This window comes from Streptomyces sp. JNUCC 64 (assembly GCF_054484115.1).
The window spans coordinates 7,000,960-7,021,365 of sequence record NZ_CM137015.1 but is presented as its reverse complement, the minus strand read 5'-3'; the positions used below and the strand labels follow the sequence as shown (position 1 = coordinate 7,021,365).

At 76.4% G+C, this 20,406-nt stretch carries 16 protein-coding genes and 6 tRNA genes; 9 read left to right on the top strand and 13 right to left on the bottom strand.

Annotated features, from left to right (window positions below; translation table 11 throughout):
• Positions 1-227 precede the first annotated feature (227 nt).
• Together ACVWNX_RS29045 and ACVWNX_RS29040 are read right to left on the bottom strand one after the other, a co-directional pair.
• Positions 228-299, bottom strand: a tRNA-Val gene (locus ACVWNX_RS29045).
• A gap of 108 nt (positions 300-407) precedes the next feature.
• A complete protein-coding gene (locus tag ACVWNX_RS29040; protein ID WP_454411148.1) occupies positions 408-851 on the bottom strand; it encodes a TIGR02611 family protein in 444 nt (147 codons plus the stop codon).
• A gap of 190 nt (positions 852-1,041) precedes the next feature.
• On the opposite strand from ACVWNX_RS29040, the gene ACVWNX_RS29035 reads away from it, so the two are divergent.
• The gene (locus tag ACVWNX_RS29035; protein WP_003959770.1) at positions 1,042-1,455 is read left to right on the top strand and encodes an SsgA family sporulation/cell division regulator; all 414 of its coding nucleotides are present in this window, start codon (positions 1,042-1,044) and stop codon (positions 1,453-1,455) included.
• A 327-nt stretch (positions 1,456-1,782) separates the two neighbouring features.
• The gene (locus tag ACVWNX_RS29030; protein ID WP_454411147.1) at positions 1,783-2,352 is read left to right on the top strand and encodes a CGNR zinc finger domain-containing protein; all 570 of its coding nucleotides are present in this window, start codon (positions 1,783-1,785) and stop codon (positions 2,350-2,352) included.
• 19 nt (positions 2,353-2,371) lie between these two features.
• On the opposite strand, the gene ACVWNX_RS29025 is transcribed toward ACVWNX_RS29030, so the two are convergent.
• Positions 2,372-2,563: a hypothetical protein gene (locus tag ACVWNX_RS29025; protein ID WP_454411146.1), complete on the bottom strand. Its 192-nt coding sequence runs from the start codon at positions 2,561-2,563 to the stop codon at positions 2,372-2,374.
• A 643-nt stretch (positions 2,564-3,206) separates the two neighbouring features.
• Positions 3,207-3,683: a hypothetical protein gene (locus tag ACVWNX_RS29020; RefSeq protein ID WP_454411145.1), complete on the bottom strand. Its 477-nt coding sequence runs from the start codon at positions 3,681-3,683 to the stop codon at positions 3,207-3,209.
• Between the two features lie 173 nt (positions 3,684-3,856).
• Here ACVWNX_RS29020 and ACVWNX_RS29015 point away from each other — a divergent pair, with 173 nt between their 5' ends.
• On the top strand, positions 3,857-4,372 hold the full coding sequence (locus tag ACVWNX_RS29015) for a DsbA family protein (RefSeq protein ID WP_454411144.1): 516 nt from the start codon (positions 3,857-3,859) through the stop codon (positions 4,370-4,372).
• A 47-nt stretch (positions 4,373-4,419) separates the two neighbouring features.
• Here ACVWNX_RS29015 and ACVWNX_RS29010 read toward each other — a convergent pair whose 3' ends face one another.
• From ACVWNX_RS29010 to ACVWNX_RS29000, 3 genes are all read right to left on the bottom strand, one after another.
• A complete protein-coding gene (locus tag ACVWNX_RS29010; protein ID WP_454411143.1) occupies positions 4,420-5,244 on the bottom strand; it encodes a GNAT family N-acetyltransferase in 825 nt (274 codons plus the stop codon).
• 96 nt (positions 5,245-5,340) lie between these two features.
• Positions 5,341-6,159, bottom strand: a complete 819-nt coding sequence (locus ACVWNX_RS29005) for an aminotransferase class IV (protein ID WP_454411142.1) — start codon at positions 6,157-6,159, stop codon at positions 5,341-5,343.
• Entirely contained in the window at positions 6,156-7,208 is a 1,053-nt protein-coding gene (locus tag ACVWNX_RS29000; RefSeq protein WP_454411141.1) for a chorismate-binding protein, read from the bottom strand. The genes ACVWNX_RS29005 and ACVWNX_RS29000 overlap by 4 nt, the downstream gene beginning before the upstream one ends.
• A 144-nt stretch (positions 7,209-7,352) precedes the next feature.
• Between ACVWNX_RS29000 and ACVWNX_RS28995 the strand changes: the two genes are divergently transcribed.
• The 5 genes from ACVWNX_RS28995 (at position 7,353) to ACVWNX_RS28975 (ending at position 7,858) form a co-directional block, all read left to right on the top strand.
• Positions 7,353-7,425: transfer RNA gene (locus ACVWNX_RS28995), tRNA-Gly, on the top strand.
• A gap of 37 nt (positions 7,426-7,462) precedes the next feature.
• Positions 7,463-7,536: transfer RNA gene (locus ACVWNX_RS28990), tRNA-Cys, on the top strand.
• 1 nt (position 7,537) lies between these two features.
• Positions 7,538-7,609, top strand: a tRNA-Val gene (locus ACVWNX_RS28985).
• A 24-nt stretch (positions 7,610-7,633) separates the two neighbouring features.
• Positions 7,634-7,705 (top strand) — tRNA-Val (locus tag ACVWNX_RS28980).
• A 78-nt stretch (positions 7,706-7,783) separates the two neighbouring features.
• A tRNA-Val gene (locus ACVWNX_RS28975) sits at positions 7,784-7,858 on the top strand.
• A gap of 228 nt (positions 7,859-8,086) precedes the next feature.
• Here the strand turns inward: ACVWNX_RS28975 and ACVWNX_RS28970 are convergent.
• The 3 genes from ACVWNX_RS28970 to ACVWNX_RS28960 all read right to left on the bottom strand — a co-directional run bounded on the left by ACVWNX_RS28970 (position 8,087) and on the right by ACVWNX_RS28960 (position 10,448).
• The gene (locus ACVWNX_RS28970) at positions 8,087-8,374 is read right to left on the bottom strand and encodes a TFIIB-type zinc ribbon-containing protein (protein WP_454411140.1); all 288 of its coding nucleotides are present in this window, start codon (positions 8,372-8,374) and stop codon (positions 8,087-8,089) included.
• Positions 8,375-8,486: 112 nt separating this feature from the next.
• Positions 8,487-9,506: a phosphotransferase family protein gene (locus tag ACVWNX_RS28965; protein WP_454411139.1), complete on the bottom strand. Its 1,020-nt coding sequence runs from the start codon at positions 9,504-9,506 to the stop codon at positions 8,487-8,489.
• A gap of 735 nt (positions 9,507-10,241) precedes the next feature.
• Positions 10,242-10,448, bottom strand: a complete 207-nt coding sequence (locus ACVWNX_RS28960; protein WP_454411138.1) for a hypothetical protein — start codon at positions 10,446-10,448, stop codon at positions 10,242-10,244.
• Between the two features lie 635 nt (positions 10,449-11,083).
• Here ACVWNX_RS28960 and ACVWNX_RS28955 point away from each other — a divergent pair.
• Complete coding sequence (locus ACVWNX_RS28955; protein WP_454411137.1) at positions 11,084-12,430, top strand: serine/threonine-protein kinase; 1,347 nt, start codon at positions 11,084-11,086, stop codon at positions 12,428-12,430.
• Positions 12,431-12,479: 49 nt separating this feature from the next.
• Here the strand turns inward: ACVWNX_RS28955 and ACVWNX_RS28950 are convergent, their stop codons facing one another.
• From ACVWNX_RS28950 to cobT, 3 genes are all read right to left on the bottom strand, one after another.
• Positions 12,480-13,298, bottom strand: a complete 819-nt coding sequence (locus ACVWNX_RS28950; RefSeq protein ID WP_454411136.1) for a TrmH family RNA methyltransferase — start codon at positions 13,296-13,298, stop codon at positions 12,480-12,482.
• A gap of 112 nt (positions 13,299-13,410) precedes the next feature.
• Positions 13,411-14,679, bottom strand: a complete 1,269-nt coding sequence (gene cobA / locus ACVWNX_RS28945) for a uroporphyrinogen-III C-methyltransferase (protein WP_454411135.1) — start codon at positions 14,677-14,679, stop codon at positions 13,411-13,413.
• Between the two features lie 255 nt (positions 14,680-14,934).
• Positions 14,935-20,028, bottom strand: coding sequence for a nicotinate-nucleotide--dimethylbenzimidazole phosphoribosyltransferase (gene cobT / locus ACVWNX_RS28940; protein ID WP_454411134.1), 5,094 nt, complete (start codon positions 20,026-20,028; stop codon positions 14,935-14,937).
• Positions 20,029-20,406 lie beyond the last annotated feature (378 nt).

Here is a 20,406-nt window from a genome sequence, read left to right as displayed (position 1 = left end):
GAAGTCACCCGGAGTCGTCCGGGAGTCACCCCGGGGTCGCTCTCGGGGCCCCGGACGAGGGCGGTCTGAGCCGTGGTCAGAATCGCGGCGGAGAAGCGGAGTTCCGGGTTCGTGGAATTCCCCGGAAAACGATGGTGACAATTCGGCTACGTCACGGGCGGTGAGGGAAACACGCCAAATGGCCGTGGCCCGGAGGCTTTGGGGCCTCCGGGCCACGGTTCCCGGGGTGGGCGATACTGGGTTCGAACCAGTGACCTCTTCGGTGTGAACGAAGCGCTCTCCCACTGAGCTAATCGCCCGGGTGCACGGAGAACATTACCGCATGTCAGCCGGTGCCCCGACCACCCCCGGCGCACCGCCGGACCGGACGGGGACGGCCCGGCGCGGGTCCGCGCCGGGCGGCCGGTTCACCAGTTGACGTCCCAGGGCATGGTCAGCCCGTACTTCCAGAGGTAGACGCCCAGCAGGGCGCCCATGATGGCCAGGCCGAGCCCGGTCAGGATCATGTTCCGACGGCGCACCTTGGGGTCGAGCGCGCGCTGCGCCGCCTCGGTGACCTTGCGTTTCGTCCAGCGGAGCACCAGCTGCGCCCAGACGAACTCGGTCGCCCAGATGGCCATGCCCGCGAAGATCACCAGCCAGCCCGGTCCGGGCAGCACCAGCATCGCGACACCCGCGCCGACCACGGCGAGTCCCACGATGAACACACCGACCTGCCAGCTCAGGTGCAGCACCTTGCGCCGCTGGACGTACTCCGGGGCCCGGGAGCCCAGGGGTCGTTCCGCCTGCTCGTCATCCGCGTCGTCGACCGCCAAGGCCGCCTTCCCCGTTCCGTCACTCCCCGTATTCATGTGGACAAACGTACCTGAAGGAATCCGGTCACCGGAATGGTCCCGTGGTACCAACAATGACTCCGCCGTACGGGGTACCTAAAGACACGCAAAACCCTCAGAGGGGTTTACAACGGCACCGTAGGTGGCATGTCGATTTCGCCGACGTGCGAATCCCCGAGCGCACACTGAGCGAAAGGCCATGGCGCTTATGAACACCACGGTCAGCTGCGAGCTGCACCTGCGCCTCGTTGTGTCGAGCGAGTCCTCACTGCCTGTTCCCGCGGGACTGCGGTATGACACGGCCGATCCCTACGCCGTGCACGCCACCTTCCACACCGGAGCCGAGGAGACCGTCGAGTGGGTCTTCGCCCGAGATCTCCTCGCCGAGGGCCTGCACCGGCCCACCGGCACCGGCGACGTCCGTGTCTGGCCGTCCCGGAGCCACGGTCAGGGCGTGGTCTGCATCGCCCTGAGCTCCCCCGAGGGCGAAGCCCTGCTGGAGGCCCCGGCGCGGGCCCTGGAATCGTTCCTGAAGCGGACGGACGCCGCCGTGCCACCGGGCACGGAGCACCGGCACTTCGACCTCGACACCGAGCTGTCCCACATCCTGGCCGAGAGCTAGGCCGGGACCGCCCCGGACGGAGGACCACCACCGGCCCGGCAGGGAGAACCAGGGAGACTACGGAACCGACGCACGAGCCCGACACCGTCCGACTCGGGGAGACGGTGCGGGCCGCTACCACCGCCCGGAGCGAGCGCGCCGGGCACGGACGACGGCGCCACCGCCGCGGGACACCGCGCGGTGGCGCCGTCGTGTGTCCGGAAACCGCCCCCGGGCGGGTCGCCGGGGAGCGGCGGCCGCCTCCGGAGCCGCCCCTGGCCGCGAGCGGGGCCGAGTAGCATCGGCGGGCAGGCGGGGCAGGGGCCCGCCCCGGCCAGGGAGCGTTACGTGCTGATCGCCCATGACACCCGGTGCGCCCTCGCCACCGTGGTCGATCTGGTGAACTCCGCGCCGCGGGGCGACGGGGCCGGTGCCGGGGCCGAAGGGCTGCCCGACCTGGCGGCGCTGCGGACGTTCGTCGACGCGCACGGGATCAGCGAGGTCGGGGAGCTGGCCGAAGAGGACCTCAAGGCCGTGCACCGTACGCGCGAGCGGCTGGCCGAGGTGTTCGCCGGGCACGGCCCGGCGGTCCTGGCGGAGCTGATCAACGCGCTCGTGGCGGAGGCGGGGACCACTCCCCGGCTGACCGACCACGACGGCTACGACTGGCACATGCACTACTTCGCGCCCGGCGCCTCGATCGCGGACCACTTCGCGGCGGACTGCGGGATGGCCCTGGCCTTCTTCGTGGTCGCCGGGGAGCAGGAACGGCTGCGGCGCTGCGCCGCGCCCGACTGCGGCCGGGCCTTCGCGGACCTCTCGCGGAACCGGTCCCGCCGCTACTGCGACGGCCGCACCTGCGGCAACCGGCTGCACGTCGCCGCGTACCGGGCCCGCCGCCGGGAGGCGGGGGGCTGACGGGCCCGGTGCCCGGCGCTCAGCGGCCGAGCAGGAACAGGTCGTGGACCGCGCCCATCATCAACAGGGTGCCGATCACGGTCAGGAAGATCATCAACGGGGGCTGGGAGAGGGCGAAGAGACACCCCCTGGCCTCCTCCCCGGGCTCCGCGGCCGTTCCGGTCCGCCGGGGTTCCCCCGGGGCCGCCGAAGGGCTCGCGGGGGCGCTCACGGAGGGTCGGCGGGGCGCCGGGAGCACCACAGGACGGGACGGGGCGCCCGGAGCGCGCCGGGCGTCACCCGGGGCCGCCGGGGGCGCCGTGCGGTCCCGGGGCACGGGGGTCCGGCAGGCGGTGGCGGTCTGCTCCCCCGGGACGGTCACCCGTGGTGACCGCGCGCCGTCCTTCCGGGAGGCCGGACAGAGCCGGGCCCGGCGACCGCCGACCGGCGCCGGGGCGGATGCCGGGCCGACGGCCGGCGCGGCGGGAGCGGACCGGCCCGCCGACGGCGCGTGGGGCGCGTCGGGGACGAGTGGTCGCGGTACCGGCGGACCGGGGTGCCGGTTGCGCGCCCGGCGGGTGCTGGGGCGCACGGTATGGGGGGAGGGGGACGTGTGGTTCCGGGTGGCGCCGTCGTCCTCGGGGGCCGGTGCGGCCCGGTCCGCCGGGCGTCCGGCGGAGGGATCGACGAAGGCACCACCGTGGTGCGTGGTGTCGAGCATCTCCCGCAGATGATGACGCATCGCCGGACCCGCGCGCGATCAACACGCCCGTATTGGACGGGAGTTCACCGGATTCCGTGTCACATGCTGAGACGGCCCGCTCGGTCGGGTGTCCGCCCTTGCCCCCGTACGGTGCTTTCCGGAGGACCCGGCCTCAGATGCCGTGCTTCTTCAGGATGGCCTCGATGTCGCTGAAGTCGTCCGCGCCGCCCGCCGGGGAGGCCGGCCGCTGACGGGACGACGGCTTGGGCGACGCTCCGAGGGAGGGACGGCCGCTCGCGGGCGACGAGGCACCGGGCGCCACGGCTCCCCGCTCCCCGGCGGCGGTCTCCTTGGCGCGCGCCTTCGCGGCCCGGCGTCCCTCACGGCCGGTCCCCCGGCGGCGTTCCACGGCCCGGGTGGTCATGAACAGCGCCCACGCCAGTCCCAGCACCCCGAAGCCGATCCACTTGGACGGGCTGAACACCAGGTCGGAGAGCCACTGCACCGCCCCGGTCATCACCAGGCCCAGCGGGACGAGCGCGTAGGCGGCGATCCTGGTCGCGGCGAGGAAGCGCTTGCGGTAGGCGGTGACCGCCGCGATGCCCAGGCCCGCCACGGCCACGGCGGAACACACGGTCTCGGCAATCATTCCGGCCTCCTGGCTGATCGGTCGGACGGTTCGTCCCCATCCATCCTGCACCGGGCCGGGTGCCCGGGGCCACGGCCCGGGCGCACCTCAGGGAGAACTCGGGGTCGATCTCCTTCCCAGGTCCCGCCCGGCCGCCGCCCGCCGCACCGCCCGCGAGCTGCGAGACTGGCCCCATGAGCGACTCCGCCGCCCCGCAGGCCCCCTCCCGTCCCGTGCTCGACGTCTGGTGCGAACTCCAGTGTCCCGACTGCCTGACCGCGCTGGAGGACGTCCGCGCGCTGCGGGCCCGGTACGGCGACGGGCTGGAGGTGCGACTGCGTCACTTCCCGCTGGCCAAGCACCGGCACGCGTTCGCCGCGGCGCAGGCCGCCGAGGAGGCCGTGGTCCAGGGCCGGGGCTGGGAGTACGTGGCAGCCGTCCTCGCGCGGACCGGCGAGCTGGACCGGAGGGGCGAGAAGCTGCTGGTGGAGGTCGCCCGCGAACTGGGGCTGGACGCCGAGGAGCTCGACACCGCCCTCGTCGACGGACGGCACATCCTGATCGTGGACGCCGACGAGGCCGAGGGCCGGGCGATCGGGGTGACGGGCACCCCCACGTACGTCGTCGGCGGGCAGCGGCTCGACGGCGGGCAGACCCAGGAGGGCCTGCGGGAGCGGATCGAGGAGATCCTCGACCGCCTGACCGCCTGACCGCCTGACCGTTCCGTCCGGGCCGGGCGGAGCCCCGGAGCGCGGGCCTACAGCGGCTTGTACAGGTGGTGGACGGTCGGCTCGTACCCCAGTGAGGTGTAGAGGGACAGGGCGGGGGCGTTCCCGGCGAAGACGTTGAGCCCCAGCTCCCGGGCCCCGGCGGCCAGCGACGCCGCCTCGGCGTGCAGCATCAGGGACCGTCCGTGGCCGTGGCCCCGGTGTTCCTCCGCCACCACGATGTCGTACACGTACGGCTGCCGGTCGGGGCCGACGAGGGCTGTCCAGATCGTGCCGACCGGCGTCCCCTCGTGCTCCAGGAAGCTCAGGACCGTACCGGGGCTGTCGAGCCCTTGGGGCAGCAACCGGGCCCAGTCCCGGGTGGCCTTCGCCCGCGCCTCGGCTTCCGGGACGCCCCGCTTGACCCAGTCCTGGACGTACTCCTCCTCCCCCGAAGCGCGCCAGGGGCCGTACTCGGCCGGGGTCATCGGCCGGGCGGCCGACCCGGGCGGCAGTACCGGGGCGGCGCCCAGCCGTTTGACCATGTTCCGGTTGCGTTCGACGTAGCCGAGGGCGGCGGCGAGGCCGAGCGCCCCGGTCGCGTCGGCCGGGACGGACGCCACGATCTGTCCGCACCCCCAGCTCCGGGCGACCTCCTCTGCCGCCAGCACGGCGACCGTGGCCCGGCCCCGCCGCCGGTCCGGCTCCTCGACCCGCAGCGCGTGCACCCGGGCCACCCGGGCGCCGAGCCGGTCGTCGGTGCCCAGCTCGATCCCGCCCACCGGGCGGCTGTTGACGTGGATGCCGAAGCGCCGGCGACGGCCGCCGTCGGCTTCTGTCTGGAGCGGCCCGGCCGGCCGCAGGGTGGTGGTCATCGGAAGATGTCTACCCGGCGGGCCGGAGGCAGTCATCCCCTTTTCCCCCGGGGCCCGTTCCCCGGCCCCGCGACCGCGCGGCGCGCCGTGAGGGGGTCAGGGGTCGAGGTCGTCGGCGGACCGCTCGGCGAAGACCCGGGCCGCCTTCGCGGTCACCGGCCCGGGCGCGGGCAGTTCCCGGCCGTCGACCCGGTGGACCGCCTGGACGTCCCGCAAGGTCGAGGTGAGGAAGATCTCCTCGGCCCGCTCCAGGACGTCCAGCGGCAGATCGGTCTCCCGGGCGCCGGTCCACTCGACGGTGAGCGCCCGGGTGATCCCGGCGAGGCAGCCGGAGGCCACCGGCGGGGTGTGGAGTTCCCCGTCGAGGACGACGAAGACGTTGGAGCCGGTGCCCTCGCAGAGCCGCCCCGCCGTGTTGCCGAACAGCGCCTCGGTGGCCCCCCGCTCCCGGGCCCGGGCCAGCGCCACCACGTTCTCCGCGTACGAGGTGGTCTTCAGCCCGGCGAGGGCGCCGTGCTCGTTGCGGGTCCAGGGCACGGTGACGACCGCGGTGGTGACGGCGGGCGGCGGGACCGGGCCGAGGGCGACCACCAGGGTCGGCGGGTTGCCGCCCCGGTCGGAGCCGAGCGGGGAGTCCCCTCCGGTGTAGGTGACGCGCAGCCTGCCGCGCTCCACCGGGTTGGCGTCCAGCACCGCCCGGCAGGCCCGGCGCACCTCGTCCGGATCGGGCTCGGGCAGACCGAGGCCGCGGGCCGAGCGGGCGAGCCGGTCGAGGTGGCGGGTCAGGGCGAAGGCCCGTCCGCCGGAGGTCTTCATGGTCTCGAAGACCCCGTCGCCGACGGTCAGTCCGTGGTCGAAGACGGAGACGCGCGCGGACGCGCCGTCCCGCAGCGCGCCGTCCAGCCAGATCTTCACAGGGAGCCCTCCCCGGGGTCGGTGGTCGTGGGTGCGGCGCCCGAGGCCACGGCGAGCAGCCGGGACGCCTTCAGTTCGGTCTCGTGCCACTCGCGCTCGGGGTCGGAACCCCAGGTGATGCCCGCGCCGGTGCCGAAGCGCAGTTCTCCGGCGGCGCGGTCGATCCAGAAGGTGCGGATGCCCACGGCCAGCCCGGCGGTGCCCCGGTCGGCGTCGACCCAGCCGACGCCGCCGCAGTAGGGGCCGCGCGGCGCGGTCTCCAGCGCCTCGATGATCCGCAGCGCGCTGGACTTGGGCGCCCCGGTGACCGAGCCCGGCGGGAAGGCGGCGGACAGCAGGTCGGCCCAGCCCGCGCCGGGGCGCAGCTCGCCCGCCACGGTGGAGACCAGATGGACCAGGCCGGGGTGCTTCTCGACGACGCAGAGGTCGGGGACGGTGACCGAGCCGGTGACGCAGACCCGCCCGAGGTCGTTGCGGACCAGGTCCACGATCATCACGTTCTCGGCGTGGTCCTTCTCCAGCAGATCGGCCTCGGTGCGGCCGGTGCCCTTGATCGGGCCGGACTCGACGCTCCGGCCCGCGCGGCGCAGGAACAGCTCGGGCGAGGCGGTGGCGATCTCCACCCCGTGGTCCGGGAGCCGGATCGTGCCCGCGTAGGGGGCGGGGTTGCCACGGGCGAGCAACGCGGTCAGGGCGTCCACGTCGGCGTCCGGGGCCACCGGCGCGGAGAGCACCCGGCACAGGTTCGCCTGGTACACCTCGCCCGCCGCTATGTGCTCCCGTATCCGGCGGACACCCTCCGTGTACGCGGCGCGGTCGAGGGAGGACCGCCAGTCACCGGGAGCGGGGCCGCGCCAGGCGCCCGGCACCGGCGCGGGCACCGGGTCGGGGCGGACGTCGTCGAAGCGCGCGCACACCAGCCGTCCCTCGAAATCGGCGCAGACGGCCCAGAAACCACTGCTGTCCAGGGCCGAGGCATCGCCGGTCACATCGCGCAGACCGGTGGCGAGCAGGCCCCCGAAGCGGGCCAGGGGAGGGAGGGTACGCACGTCTGTGAGTCTAGGACGGGGGCCTCCGGGACGCCCCGGGCCGGTCCCGGGGCAGCACGCTGCGTAAACGCGTTTTTGTGGTTCCCCGGGAATCCGCTAGAGTTCAACACGTCGCCGGGACGCGAGAGCGGACCGAAACGACAGGCGGACGTAGCTCAGTTGGTAGAGCGCAACCTTGCCAAGGTTGAGGTCGCGAGTTCGAACCTCGTCGTCCGCTCAGGAGCGGGGAGTTCCCAGGAACCTTCCGCACCCCTGGTGGAGTGGCCGAGAGGCGAGGCAACGGCCTGCAAAGCCGTCTACACGGGTTCAAATCCCGTCTCCACCTCCAAGGACGATTAGCTCAGCGGGAGAGCGCTTCCCTGACACGGAAGAGGTCACTGGTTCAATCCCAGTATCGTCCACTGGAACCCGGCATCGGGTGCCCCGCGCGATTAGCTCAGCGGGAGAGCGCTTCCCTGACACGGAAGAGGTCACTGGTTCAATCCCAGTATCGCGCACGCAGTACACCGCACCACCCCGGTCGGCACCGGCGGTCCCTCCAGGGGACCGGCTCTGGTAGCCTCCCGGAACACCCCGCGCGATTAGCTCAGCGGGAGAGCGCTTCCCTGACACGGAAGAGGTCACTGGTTCAATCCCAGTATCGCGCACCACCCGTCAGCCCCCGGTCGTCCTCGATGCCGGGGGCTGGTTCGTTCCCGGCCTCAGCACCCGGACGGAACACGTACGCGACGCAGCGGGACGGCGACGGGAAGCGGACCGGGGCCACCGGGCCACCCGGTCCGCCGTCTCCGCACCGGGGTCCGCGCCGTCAGAGGGCGGACCCGCCCGTCGTGAGGGGGCGGGTCCGGCCGCACGGGCGGACCGGGCTCACACCGGGCTCAGGAGGAGAACAGCATCCGGCCGAAGCCCTTGTTCCGGTGATGGCCGCCGTGGTGACCGCCGTGGTGACCCTGGTGCGGGGCGCCCCAGGCCGGGGCGGGCGGGGCCGCCGGGTAACCCTGCGGGGCGGGCGGCGGCGCGGGCTGCGCCCACTGGGCCTCCAGCCGGGTCAGCGCCTCCAGCTCGCCGTAGTCGAGGAATATCCCGCGGCAGCCGCTGCACTGCTCGATCTGGATGCCGTTGCGGTTGTACGTACTCATGGCTGCGTGGCACTTCGGACACTGCATGGGCGGGTTCAACTCCTCGTGGTTCGCTACCGCTTCACCGGAACACTGCCCGGCTTTGGTTCACTCGCACCCTACTTCCCCTCCGTCCCCGTCAACTCCTCCGGAAGGAGGGTCATTCGACCGGGGCGAGCGCGCCCATCCGGTCACAGGCGGTGAGCACCGCCCATTCGTCGTCGTCGGGGCCGCGCCCCTCCCGGAGCGCGCGGGCGATCGCCAGGGCTGCCGTCTGGACGGTCAGCGCCCGGGCCGCCACGTCCAGCGCGGGCCACGGGTCTCCCGCGGCGGGCACGGCGGGCCCGCCCGCCGCCCGGTAGGCGCCGAGGAAGCGGTCCCACTCCCCGGCGCCGAGCAGTCCGCAGGCGTACCAGGCGGCGGGCCGCGCCAGGTCCCAGACCGCGGGGCCGGTGCCGAGGTCGTCCACGTCGATCAGCCGCCAGGGGCCGTCCGGCGCGGGGGCCCGGACCAGCTGGCCCAGATGGAGGTCGCCGTGGCAGAGGGTGTCCGCCTCCGGGAGGGGCGCGGCGCCGCGCGCCCAGGGCGGCAGGGTCCGCCAGGCGCGCTCCACCACCGCGACGGCACCCGCCGCCGGACCGGCGCCCCCGGCCCGGGCGCCGTCCGGCCTCCCCGGGACGGTCCTCTCGCGGATGGCTCCCCCATGGACGGCGGCCCGCATCCGTTCGACCGCGAGCGCCGCCTTCGCCGGGCCCCGGGCGGGCGGCGGGGGGCCGGGCAGCCCCGGCAGCCGGTGGACGTCCACCCGGTGCAGCCGGGCCAGCAGCCGGGCCGCGTCCTCCCAGGGGGCGCTGCCGGGCGCCTCGGGGTCGACGGGCAGGCCGTACGGCCAGAGGCTGACCGGGCGGCCGTCGGGCAGCGGGGCGGGGGCCGGGGTCAGCGGGGGCAGCAGGACGTCCGCCAGGAGGGGGTGACCGGCCAGCGCCAGCCGGACGGCGAGGGCCCCGGGGTCCGTCCCGTCCGCGTGGGCTTTGGCGACGGCCCCGGCGTGCCGGACGACGACGCCGTCGTCCCGTTCGGCGAGGACCGTTCCCGCGTCGGCGCAGTCACACCGCCTCCCGGTCCGGTGCACCGCCTCCCGGGCCCGGTCCCGTAGCCCCCGCACCACCGCGTCGCTCACCGCTCGCCCCCGCTCCGGCGCCGTCCGGCGCGGCGGAGTGCCGGGCCGCCACACGCCACGCGCCGCCCAGCCTACGAGCCCACCACAGTGGACGGTCCCCCCGGACCGGAGCGGGCGGCCGCTCCGGCGGACGGGGGCTGGCAGGCGCTCCGGGGCGGGGCGGAGCTGGGCCGGGCGGGGGCCGGAGCGGGCGCTCCAGCGGGCCGGGGTGGGGGCACTCCGGCGGGCCGGGGCGGAGCAGACTGAGTCAAGCAGGACGGGCAAACCAGGCTGGAGCGGAGCGAGGCGGGCAGCACACGGACAGGGCCGAGCGCGTCAGGGCACCCCACCAGAGCGCCCCGCCAGGGGCGCGGAGAACTGCGCGAACACCCACGGCAGGCCCGCAGCCGACGACCCCGCGGAAGGCCCCCGAAAGGGGCGCGGGGAACTGCGCGAGCAACCGACCACGACCGGAAGGGAAGGACGCGACCTCCGGGAGGGGCCCGGCGTGCCGGTACGGCGAGGCTTGACCCGGCGTGCAGCGGGCAGCCAGGCAACGGCGGCCGACGGCGCACGGACGGGGCCGGGCGCGCCAGGGCAGCGGGCAGCGGGCAGCGGGCAGCGGGCAAAGCGAAGTGCCCGCGCAACCTCCCCAGGTTGCGCGGGCATCGTGCCGTCCGTCGCACCCCCGTCCCCACGGGGTTTCATGGTCGGGGTGTCCCCGCCCGGACCGCTCATCCGGGCCTGGGGCGCCGCTCAGCGCCCCAGCACCTCGACCACGGACGACGCTTGGGTGACCACCGCTTCCCAGCCGCCGAAGACGACCACGAGCAGGGCCGCCAGGGGGAGGACCATGGCCGTCGCCACCAAGGGGTGACGCCGTCCGGACCGGCCGCCGTCGAACGCCGCGTACGCCTTGCGTCCCCGTGCGCGGATCATCGTCCGCGTGGCCGTGTCCGCCATGGTCCTTCTCCTGGTCGTCTGATGTGCGGGGCCGGGCCTCGTTAGCCCCGCCACGCTCCTTCGCGTCGGGAGCGGTGGGCGCTTGACCTCGGGGGACGAGTACCGCGCCCACCGCTTGACCACAAATCTATGGCCGGGGGCCCCGGGCGTCGTCATGCCCTCGTACCGATTGCCGGGCCTCCCGAAGGATGACCGCGCGCCCCTCGCGTACTCCCCTGGGTGGAGACGGGACCGGCCGTCTCGGGGTCTTCCCCGAGGGGACGGCTCCCGGGGCGGCGCGCGGACGGGGCCGGGCGCCGCGGCGGGTGACTTCGCTCACTCGGGCCGGGCCCTCCCGGGCGCCCGGATCCGTTCGGCGACCCGTTCCGTCCCCGGGCCCGACCGGGGAGCGCGGGGTCCCCGGCGGTCCGGGACGGGGTGCGCGGGGGTCCGCCACCGCTCCGTCAACCCCCTTGGCGGTCGCCGGGGTTGGCGCGCCGCACGGCGGGGCGACGGGGAACGCGGCCGGTCGCTGACCCTCTTTCACGGGGCCCGCGCGGTACGGGCAAACGGTCGAATCGAGAGGGCGCGGCCTCTGCGCGCTCCGGGCCCGGTGTACGTAAGCTGTGGCTCGTCAACCGGACCGGGCAGCGGGGATGAACATGGCGATGATGCGCCTGAGGCGTGAGGACCCGCGTGTGGTCGGCTCGTTCAGGCTGCACCGGCGGCTCGGAGCGGGCGGCATGGGCGTCGTCTACCTGGGTTCCGACCGCCGTGGCCAGCGGGTCGCGCTGAAGGTCATCCGGCCGGACCTCGCCGAGGACCAGGAGTTCCGCCAGCGGTTCGCCCGCGAGGTGTCGGCGGCCCGTCGGATCCGGGGCGGCTGCACCGCCCGGCTGGTCGCCGCCGACCTGGAGGCCGACCGGCCCTGGTTCGCCACCCAGTACGTCCCCGGGCCCTCGCTGCACGACCGGGTCGCGGACGAGGGTCCGCTGCCCGCCGCCGACGTCGCGGCGATCGGGGCGGCGCTGTCGGAGGGGCTGGTCGCGGTCCACGAGGCAGGGGTCGTCCACCGGGACCTCAAGCCGTCGAACATCCTGCTCTCCCCCAAGGGGCCGCGGATCATCGACTTCGGCATCGCCTGGGCGACCGGCGCGAGCACCCTGACCCATGTCGGCACGGCGGTCGGCTCCCCCGGTTTCCTCGCCCCCGAACAGGTGCGGGGCGCGGCCGTCACCCCGGCCACGGACGTGTTCGCGCTGGGTGCCACGCTGGCCTACTCCGCGACCGCCGACTCGCCCTTCGGACACGGCAGTTCCGAGGTGATGCTGTACCGGGTGGTGCACGAGGAACCGCACTTGCACGGGGTGCCCGACGCGCTGGCCCCGCTGGTGCGGGCCTGTCTGGCGAAGGATCCCGAGGAGCGGCCGAGCACCCTGCAACTGTCCCTTCGGCTCAAGGAGATCGCCGCCCGCGAGGCGCAGGGGCTGACCGCCGCGCGGCCCCCCGGGCCCCGGGAGGAGCCGGACCAGCCCTCGGGACGGCTCGCGGCGGAGTACGCGGCGCAGCGCACCCAGCGCCGTCCGCAAGGCACTCCCCCGCCCCGGCCGTCCAAGGCGTCCCGGGCCCCCCAGCCGACCCAGCGCGCCTCCCGGCCGACGCGGACCGCGCCGCCCTCCGGGGCGGGACGGCCGGGCGGCCGGGGCCCCGCGCCGTCGGGCGCCGGTTCGCGCGGCGGACGTCCGGGCGCCCGGCCCGCGCCGCGCGACGGACGGCGGCGGCCGACGGGGACCGGACGGCGTCCGGCCAACCCCCGGCTGCTGCGGCAGCGGCTGATCGTGTTCGTGGTGGTGACCCTGCTGGTGGCGCTGGGCATCGCGGCGGCCCAGGGCTGCCAGGGCCCGGCCCGGGGCCTCGGGAGCGCCCCCTCCGTCCCGTCCGTCCTCTCGACGGAGCACGGGTCCCGGGCTTCCGCCGAGGAGACGGCCCCGGAGCTTCCGTGACGGAGAGGTCCGGGGCGCGGGCACCGGTCCTCGCCCGGCGGCCGGTGGCTCAGGGCGCCGGGCGTCCCGTGGCGACCGCGTAGAAGGCGACGGCCGCCGCCGCGCCCACGTTCAGCGAGTCCACCCCGTGCGCCATCGGGATGCGGACCCGTTCGTCGGCGGCGCGCAGGGCCCGGGCGGAGAGTCCGTCGCCCTCGGCGCCCAGCATCAGGGCGACCCGCTCCCGGCGGTGCGGGGCGGCCTCGTCCAGGGTGACGGCCGAGGGGTCGGGGGTCAGCGCCAGCAGGTCGAAGCCCGCCTCGCGCACCGTCTCCAGTCCGCGCGGCCAGGACTCCAGCCGGGCGTAGGGCACCGAGAAGACCGCGCCCATGGACACCTTGACCGAGCGGCGGTACAGCGGGTCGGCGCAGTCCGGGGAGAGCAGCACGGCGTCCATGCCGAGCGCGGCGGCGGAGCGGAAGATGGCGCCGATGTTGGTGTGGTCGTTGACGGACTCCATGACCGCGACCCGGCGGGCGTCCGCCAGCAGCTCCCCGGGGGTCGGCAGGGGCGCGCGGCCCATCGAGGCCAGGGCGCCCCGGTGGACGTGGTAGCCGGTGACCCGCTCCGCCAGTTCGGGGGTGACCACGTAGACGGGCGCGGTGAGTTCCTCGATCACCTCGCGCATCGGTTCCACCCATTTGGCCGACAGCAGCATCGAACGGGTCATGTACCCGGCGTCCCGGGCGCGGCGGATGACCTTCTCGCCCTCGGCGATGAAGAGCCCCTCCTCGGGCTCCCGGCGGCGGCGCAGTTCGACGTCGGTCAGTCCGGTGTAGTCGCGCAGTCGCGGGTCGTCGGGGTCCTCGACGGTGATCAGTTCGGCCACGGGGTTCCGCCTGTCGGGTTCGGTGCCAATGGTTCGCGGGGGCGCGTGGACGGGCGCTCCGGTCGGAGGGGGGCGGGTCCGGCGGCGCGGTGCGCCGGACCCGTGTCCCGGCTCAGTCCCGCCGGGCGGGTCCGGTCGGGGCGGCGGGGGCCTGCGGGCCGACCCGGACCACCTCGCCGATGACGATCACGGCGGGCGGACGCACACCCTCGCGTTCCACGACGGCGGCGACGGTCCCGAGGGTGGCGTCCACCCGGCGCTGGGCGGTGGTGGTGCCCTCCTGGACCAGGGCCACCGGGGTGTCGGCGGCCCGGCCGTGGGCGATCAGGGCCGCCGCGATCCGGTCGATCTTGTCCACGCCCATCAGGACCACCAGGGTGCCCCGCAGCCGGGCGAGCGCCGCCCAGTCCACCAGCGACCGCTCGTCGTCGGGGGCCACGTGGCCGCTGACCACGGTGAACTCATGGGCGACCCCCCGGTGGGTGACGGGGATGCCGACCGCGCCGGGCACCGAGATCGAGCTGGAGATGCCGGGGACCACCGTGTAGGGGATCCCGGCCTCGGCCAGTGCCTCGGCCTCCTCCATGCCCCGGCCGAAGACGAACGGGTCGCCGCCCTTGAGCCGGACCACCGCGCGGCCCGCCCGGGCGTGCTCGATCAGGGCCGCGTTGATCGCCTCCTGGGCCATGAACCGGCCGTAGGGGATCTTCGCCGCGTCGATCACCTCGACGTGCGGGGGGAGTTCGGCGAGCAGATCGCGGGGGCCGAGCCGGTCCGCGATGACGACGTCCGCCTCGGCGAGCAGCCGACGGCCCCGCACGGTGATCAGCTCGGGGTCGCCCGGGCCGCCGCCGACCAGGGCGACGGAGGCGGCGCGGTCCCGGTGGTGGGGGGCGACGAGGGTGCCGTCCCGCAGCCCCTCGACCACGGCGTCCCGGATCGCGGCGGTGTGCCGGGGGTCGCGGCCCCGGGCGTCGGTGGTGAGGACGGCGACGGTCACCCCGGCGCTGTGGCCGGTGGCGGGCGTCCAGGCGGTGGCGGCGTCGGCGTCGTCGGAGCGGACGCACCAGATCCGGCGGGCCTCCGCCTCGGCCGAGGCCCGGGCGTTGGCCTCGCGGTCCTGGGTGGCGACCAGCACGTACCAGGCGTCGGCGAGGTCGCCGTCCTGGTAGCGGCGGCGGTGCCAGGTCAGTTCGCCGCCGTCGGCCATGGCCTCGACGGACGGGGTCGCGGAGGGCGACACCAGGTGGACGTCGGCTCCGGCGGCGACCAGGGCCGGGAGGCGGCGCTGGGCGACCTGGCCGCCGCCGAGCACCACGACGCGGCGGCCGGTGAGACGGAGCCCGACGGGGTAGGCCGGATCGCTGGCGGGCGTGGACATGGCGGCTCCTCGGGTGGGCCGCTGCGACGGTGGAGCGGCGGACTGTTCCGGACGGTGGGGGATCGCCCGGGCCCGGGCGTGCGGTGGTGCGCGGGCGGGGTTTCCCGCCCGTCAACGATACGGTTCCGCTGGTCACGGGCGCGGCCGGGGCCGTCCCGGAGCGTCGGCGCCCGAGCGGCGGGCCGGAGCGTCACCCGGCCGGGCGCCCGTGGACGCCCGGCCGGGTGGTGCTCCGCTCCCCCTTCAGGGGACGCGCTACTTCTCGGTGACCCCGGCGGAGTCGAAGGTCGCCACCTCGTGCATGGCCCGGGCCGCGCTCTGCACCAGTGGCAGCGCCAGCAGCGCGCCCGTGCCCTCGCCGAGCCGGAGGTCGAGATCGACCAGGGGGCGCAGTCCCAGGGTGTTGAGGGCGGCGACGTGGCCCGGCTCGGCGCTGCGGTGGCCCGCGATGCAGGCCGCCAGCGCCTCGGGGGCGATGGCCCGGGCGACCAGCGCCGCCGCGCCCGTGCTGACGCCGTCCAGGATGACCGGGGTCCGCAGCGAGGCGGCCCCCAGCACCAGGCCGACCAGCGCGGCGTGCTCCAGGCCGCCGACCGCCGCCAGCACCCCGATGGGGTCGGCCGGGTCGGGCCGGTGCAGTTCGAGGGCGCGGCGCACCACGTCCGTCTTGCGGGCCAGCGTCTCGTCGTTGATGCCGGTGCCCCGGCCGGTGACCTCCGCCGGGTCGGCCCCGGTGTAGACGGAGATCAGGGCGGCCGACGCGGTGGTGTTGGCGATGCCCATCTCCCCGGTCAGCAGCGCCTTGTTGCCCGCCGCCACCAGGTCGCGGGCGGTCTCGATGCCGACCTCGATGGCCGAGGTGACCTCCTCGCGGGTGAGCGCGGGTCCGGTGGTCATGTCGGCGGTCCCGGCGCGGACCTTGCGCGGCAGCAGCCCGGGGGTGGCGGGCAGCTCGGCCGCGACCCCGACGTCGACGACGCAGACCTCGGCGCCGACCTGCTGGGCGAACGCGTTGCAGACCGCGCCGCCGCCCAGGAAGTTGGCGACCATCTGGGCGGTGACCTCCTGCGGCCACGGGGTGACGCCCTGGGCGTGCACGCCGTGGTCACCGGCGAAGATCGCCACGGCGGCGGGCTCCGGGACGGGCGGGGGGCAGGTCCGGGAGAGGCCGCTGAGCTGCGCGGCGATGATCTCCAGCATGCCGAGCGCCCCGGCGGGCTTGGTCATCCGCTTCTGCCGGTCCCACGCCTCGCCGAGCGCCTTGGCGTCCAGCGGGCGGATTCCGGCGACGGTCTCCGAGAGCAGGTCGTGCGGCTCGGCCCCGGGCAGCACGCGCCGTCCGTAGGTCTCCTCGTGGACGACCCAGGACAGCGGGCGGCGCTTGGACCATCCGGCCCGCACCAGCTCGGGGTCCTCGGGGAACTCGTCCACGTATCCGACGCACAGGTAGGCGACGACCTCCAGGTGCTCGGGGAGGTCGAGGGCGCGCACCAGTTCGCGCTCGTCGAAGAAGCTGACCCAGCCGACCCCGAGGCCCTCGGCGCGGGCCGCGAGCCAGAGGTTCTCCACGGCGAGCGCCGAGGAGTAGGGGGCCATCTGCGGCTGGGTGTGACGGCCCAGGGTGTGACGGCCGCCCCGGGTCGGGTCGGCGGTGACCACGATGTTCACCGGGGTGTCGAGGATCGCCTCGACCTTCATCTCCTTGAACTGCTTGGCCCGGCCCTTCGGCAGCGACTTCGCGTAGGCGTCCCGCTGGCGGGTCGCCATCTCGTGCATGGTGCGCCGGGTCTCCTCGGAGCGGATGACCACGAAGTCCCAGGGCTGGGAGTGCCCGACGGACGGGGCGGTGTGCGCGGCCTCCAGGACGCGCAGCAGCACCTCGTGCGGGATGGGGTCGGGGCGGAAGCCGTTGCGGATGTCCCGGCGCTCCCGCATGACGCGCAGCACGGCCTCGCGCTCCGCCTCGTCGTAGCCGGGGGCGGCGGCCGGACGGGCCGGTTCCTCCGCCACGGCGGCCGGGGCGGCGGTGCCGTCCACGGCGTCGGCGCCGGACGGTGCGGTGGCCTCGGTCGCGGGCGCGTCCCCGGCGGCTGCGGGGGCCTCCGGGGTCCCCGGGGTGTCGGAGTCCGGACGCGGGACGGTGACCGTGACGGTGGCCGCCTCCGTCGCCTCGGACGTTCCGACGGGATCGTCGTCGGCGTGGGTGGGCAGGCCGTCCGGGGTCTGGGCGGGGGCTTCCGCCTCGGGGTCGGCCTCCGAGTGCGCCTGCGGGTCCGTCACCGGGCCGGCCTGCTGGTCGGTGCCCTGGGCGGTCTCCGGATTCGCCTCCTGGGCCGTCGCCGGAGCCGCAGCCGTCTCGGTGACCGGGACAGCGGCGGGGACGACCGGGGCGCCCTCGGGGTGGACGGCCTCCGGCACGGCCCCGGCCTGGGCCTGGGCCTCGGAGGCCGCCGGGGCGGCGGCTTCCGGCTCCGTCGTGGCGGCGGCCTGGGGCGTGTCCTGGGCTTCGGGCGCGGCGGGGGCCTCGGGGGCGTCCGGGACCACCGGGGTGTCCGTCGTGGCCGGGGCCTCGGCGGCGGCCTCGGCGGCGGGGGCCTGGGCTCCCGGCCCGGTGGTGGCCTCGGGCGCCACGGCCTCCGGCGTCACCGCTTCGGGAGCGGTGGCCTGAGGCGTCCCGGCCCCGGGGGTTTCCGGGGTCCCGGCCTGGGGCTCCCCGGTACCGGGGGTCACGGTGCCGGGCTCCGGGGCGGCGGCCGGGCCCGTGGCCCCGGTGGACTCCGGCGCGGCCGGGGCCTGCTGGACGTCCTGGGCGGTGGGGGTCCCGTCCTCGGTCCCGGGGGCAGCGGGGGCTTCCTCCGGACCCGTCCCGTTCCCGTCCACCGGATCGGCGGCGGGAACGGCGGCACCCTCGGCGGGGGACGGCTCACCGGCACCGGATGCGTCCGGACCGGGGGCGGCCTGGGTCTGCGCCGGGACGGTGGCCTGGTCCTGCGCCGGGGCGGGGTCAGCGGTCGGCGCGGCCTCGCCCGGGGCGGCCTGGGCCGGGGTGGCCTGGGCCGGGGCGGCCTGGGCCGGGGCGGGAACGGTCCCGGCGTCGGGGGCCGTCTCCGCGACGGGGACGGCGGCGGCCTCGGCGGGCAGGGCTCCGTCCACGACCGGGGCCTCCGTCACGACGGGGGCGGCGGCCTCCGGGGCGGACGGCTCGGCGGGCTCGGCGGGCTCGGCGGGCTCGGCGGCGGACGGTCCGGCCGTCGGCACGGGCGCGTCCCCGGGGGTTTCCCCGGTGACCGCCGGGGCCTCGGTTCCGGTCGTCTCGGCGGGGGTGACCGCCTCCACCGGGCCGGTGCCGGACGGCTCGGCCTCGGCGGGCGCGGACAGGTCCGGGGTCCCGGCCACGGCCACGGCCGCGTCGACGACGGGTCCGGCAACGGGTTCGGCGGCGACAGCCGTCGGTCCGGCGACCCCGGACGGCTCCTCGGGGGCGGCCGGAGCGGCCGACGCCTCGGGGGCCTGGGCAGCGGGAACGGCGGGCGCCTCCCCCACGGATGCCGCCTCGGCGGACGCCTCCGCCGTCTCGGGCACCCCGGCCGCCTCAGGTGCCTCAGGTGCCTCAGGTGCCTCAGGTGCCTCAGGTGCCTCAGCAGGCTCCGGGGACGCGGCGGGGGCCTCGGGGGCGGTGGCCCCGGCGGGCTCCGGCGCGGAGACGACCGCCGGAGCGGACGGCCCGGCCGGGCCGTCGCCCGGGACCTCCTCCGCCCCGTCGGCCACTTCCGGCGCGTCGGACGGGACCGGCGCCCCGGACGGTACGGGACCGGACTCCACCGGCGCGGCCGCCGGGTCCTGGACGGACGTCGCGGTGGACGCCCCGGCCGGTACGGGCCGCTGCGGCGCGGCGACGGGCGCGGTCGGGTCGGGCGGCAGGACCAGCGCGTGCGGCGGAGTGGGCGCCAGGTGCGGCGTGGTGGGGACGGAGCCCTCGACGGGGACGAACTCGCCCACCGGGGCCGCGTCCTGGAGCGGCAGGGCGCCGGTCGCCCGGGCCACGGCGGCCAGCGCGGCGTCCGGGGCGGGCACGGGCGGGACGGTGACCCCGGCGGGCGGGGTGGCCGTCCGTCCCTGGGGGGCGGTCTGCTGCTGGGGAAGGTCCACCCGCACGCCGCGGCCGTCCGTGAGAACGGCGCCCGGGGCGTCCGTGGACACGGGCAGCGGCTGGACGGGGGCGGGGTGTTCCGCTCCGGGGGCGGGCATCGAGCCGGTGTCGGCGGGGGACGCCGGGACCTGGGCGCCGTCCATCGTGGGGACGGCGGTGGTGGCCTGCGGAGCGGGCGGGAACGGCTGGGCGGCGGGGTCGGCGGCCGTCGGCGCGCCCTGCGCGGGCGGCGCGCCCCAGGGGGCTCCGGCCTGCGGCGGGATCTCCGCGAGCTGGGGTCCGGGCAGCGGCTCCGCGACCGGCGGGGCCGTCTCGGGGACGGTCGGCCGCGCGGGCTGCGGGTTCGGACGGCGGACCCGGACGGCGGAGCGGCGACCGCTGCCGGCGGGCCCCCGGTCGGCGAGCGAGCGCACCGGGCCGGAGGCGGTGTCCGGGGTGGGCGGCGCGGCGTGCAGGGGACGGCGGGCGGGGCCGCCGGACTGGCCGGGGACCGGGTGCGCGCCGGGCGCGCGGGCGTCGGACGGCTCGGGGGCGACGGAGCCGTCCCGGCCGCCCGTCTCGTGCGGGCCGGGCTCGGAGGCCGTGGCCCCGGGCGCGGCGACCGGGAACTCTCCCGGAACGGGGGGGCCGGTCGGCGCGGGCACCTCGGTGGCGGGGGTGGGGGCGGGGGGTTCGGCGGTCACGGGTGCGTCGGCCTCGTACGGGTTGGGGGGCTCGTCGTCGTCCGGTGTCTCCAGCGAGGTGGGCACCGAGAGGACGGGGGCGGGCCCAGCGGACACGGTCGGGCTCGGCGGGGTGGGGGGAGCTGGGTTGGGCGGGGTGGGGGAAACGGGGTCGGGCCGGGCGGGAGAAACCGCGTGGGGCTGGGCGACAGGAACGGCCTGGGCCGGTGCGGCGGGAACGGGGTGGCCCTGTGGTGCGGGGGTCCCGGCGGGCCGGGGGGCGGCGGGGGCGGCGCCAGTGGTGTGGACCACGGGCGGGTAGGCGTCGATGGCCCGGGCGGCCGCGGTGACGGAGACGCCCCGGCCGTCGCTCCAGGCGCCCTGGGCGCCGGGCATCAGCAGCTGGTCGTCCTCGTGGGGCCCGTCGGGGTCCGGGGAGCCGTCCGGTGCCGTCCGGCGCCGGACGGACGCGGCCGCGGTGCCCCCGCCGGGGTGGTCCGGCTGTGCCTCGTCCGAAGTCCGGCCGGTGTCGGTCATGCGTACCCCTCGCCCATCGGTAGTGCTTCCTCGACCGTTCCGGCCCCCGCCGGTACGGCCCGCCCGGGCCGGACTCGCCGGTCCGCCCGTCCGGAGAACGAGCGGACGCGCCGCGCGGCACGTGCCGGTGCCGACGGCGCCCGCGGGCGTCGGGCCCGTCGGTGACATCGGCTGAAGGCATTGTCCCGGTTGGCCCCCGCCTCGGCACGTGGTTCCGGAACGGCCTTCTGTGGACTACGCCACGTCGCGCGTCCTGAGTCGCCGTCGTACCGCAGTCCACCCAAAACGGGCGACCTTTCTGGACATTGGGCTATGAATGAGCCATCGGTCCGGTGCGGTACGAACGATCGGCCAGCCTACCCCGCGCGGGCCGTCACA

Coding starts and splice junctions, on each gene's coding strand:
- ACVWNX_RS29040 (WP_454411148.1), bottom strand. CDS start 851: ATGAATACGGGGAGTGACGGAACGGGGAAGGCGGCCTTGGCGGTCGAC.
- ACVWNX_RS28970 (WP_454411140.1), bottom strand. CDS start 8,374: ATGCAGTGTCCGAAGTGCCACGCAGCCATGAGTACGTACAACCGCAAC.
- ACVWNX_RS29020 (WP_454411145.1), bottom strand. CDS start 3,683: ATGATTGCCGAGACCGTGTGTTCCGCCGTGGCCGTGGCGGGCCTGGGC.
- ACVWNX_RS29035 (WP_003959770.1), top strand. CDS start 1,042: ATGAACACCACGGTCAGCTGCGAGCTGCACCTGCGCCTCGTTGTGTCG.
- cobA (WP_454411135.1), bottom strand. CDS start 14,679: ATGTCCACGCCCGCCAGCGATCCGGCCTACCCCGTCGGGCTCCGTCTC.
- ACVWNX_RS29010 (WP_454411143.1), bottom strand. CDS start 5,244: ATGACCACCACCCTGCGGCCGGCCGGGCCGCTCCAGACAGAAGCCGAC.
- ACVWNX_RS28955 (WP_454411137.1), top strand. CDS start 11,084: ATGAACATGGCGATGATGCGCCTGAGGCGTGAGGACCCGCGTGTGGTC.
- cobT (WP_454411134.1), bottom strand. CDS start 20,028: ATGACCGACACCGGCCGGACTTCGGACGAGGCACAGCCGGACCACCCC.
- ACVWNX_RS29015 (WP_454411144.1), top strand. CDS start 3,857: ATGAGCGACTCCGCCGCCCCGCAGGCCCCCTCCCGTCCCGTGCTCGAC.
- ACVWNX_RS28960 (WP_454411138.1), bottom strand. CDS start 10,448: ATGGCGGACACGGCCACGCGGACGATGATCCGCGCACGGGGACGCAAG.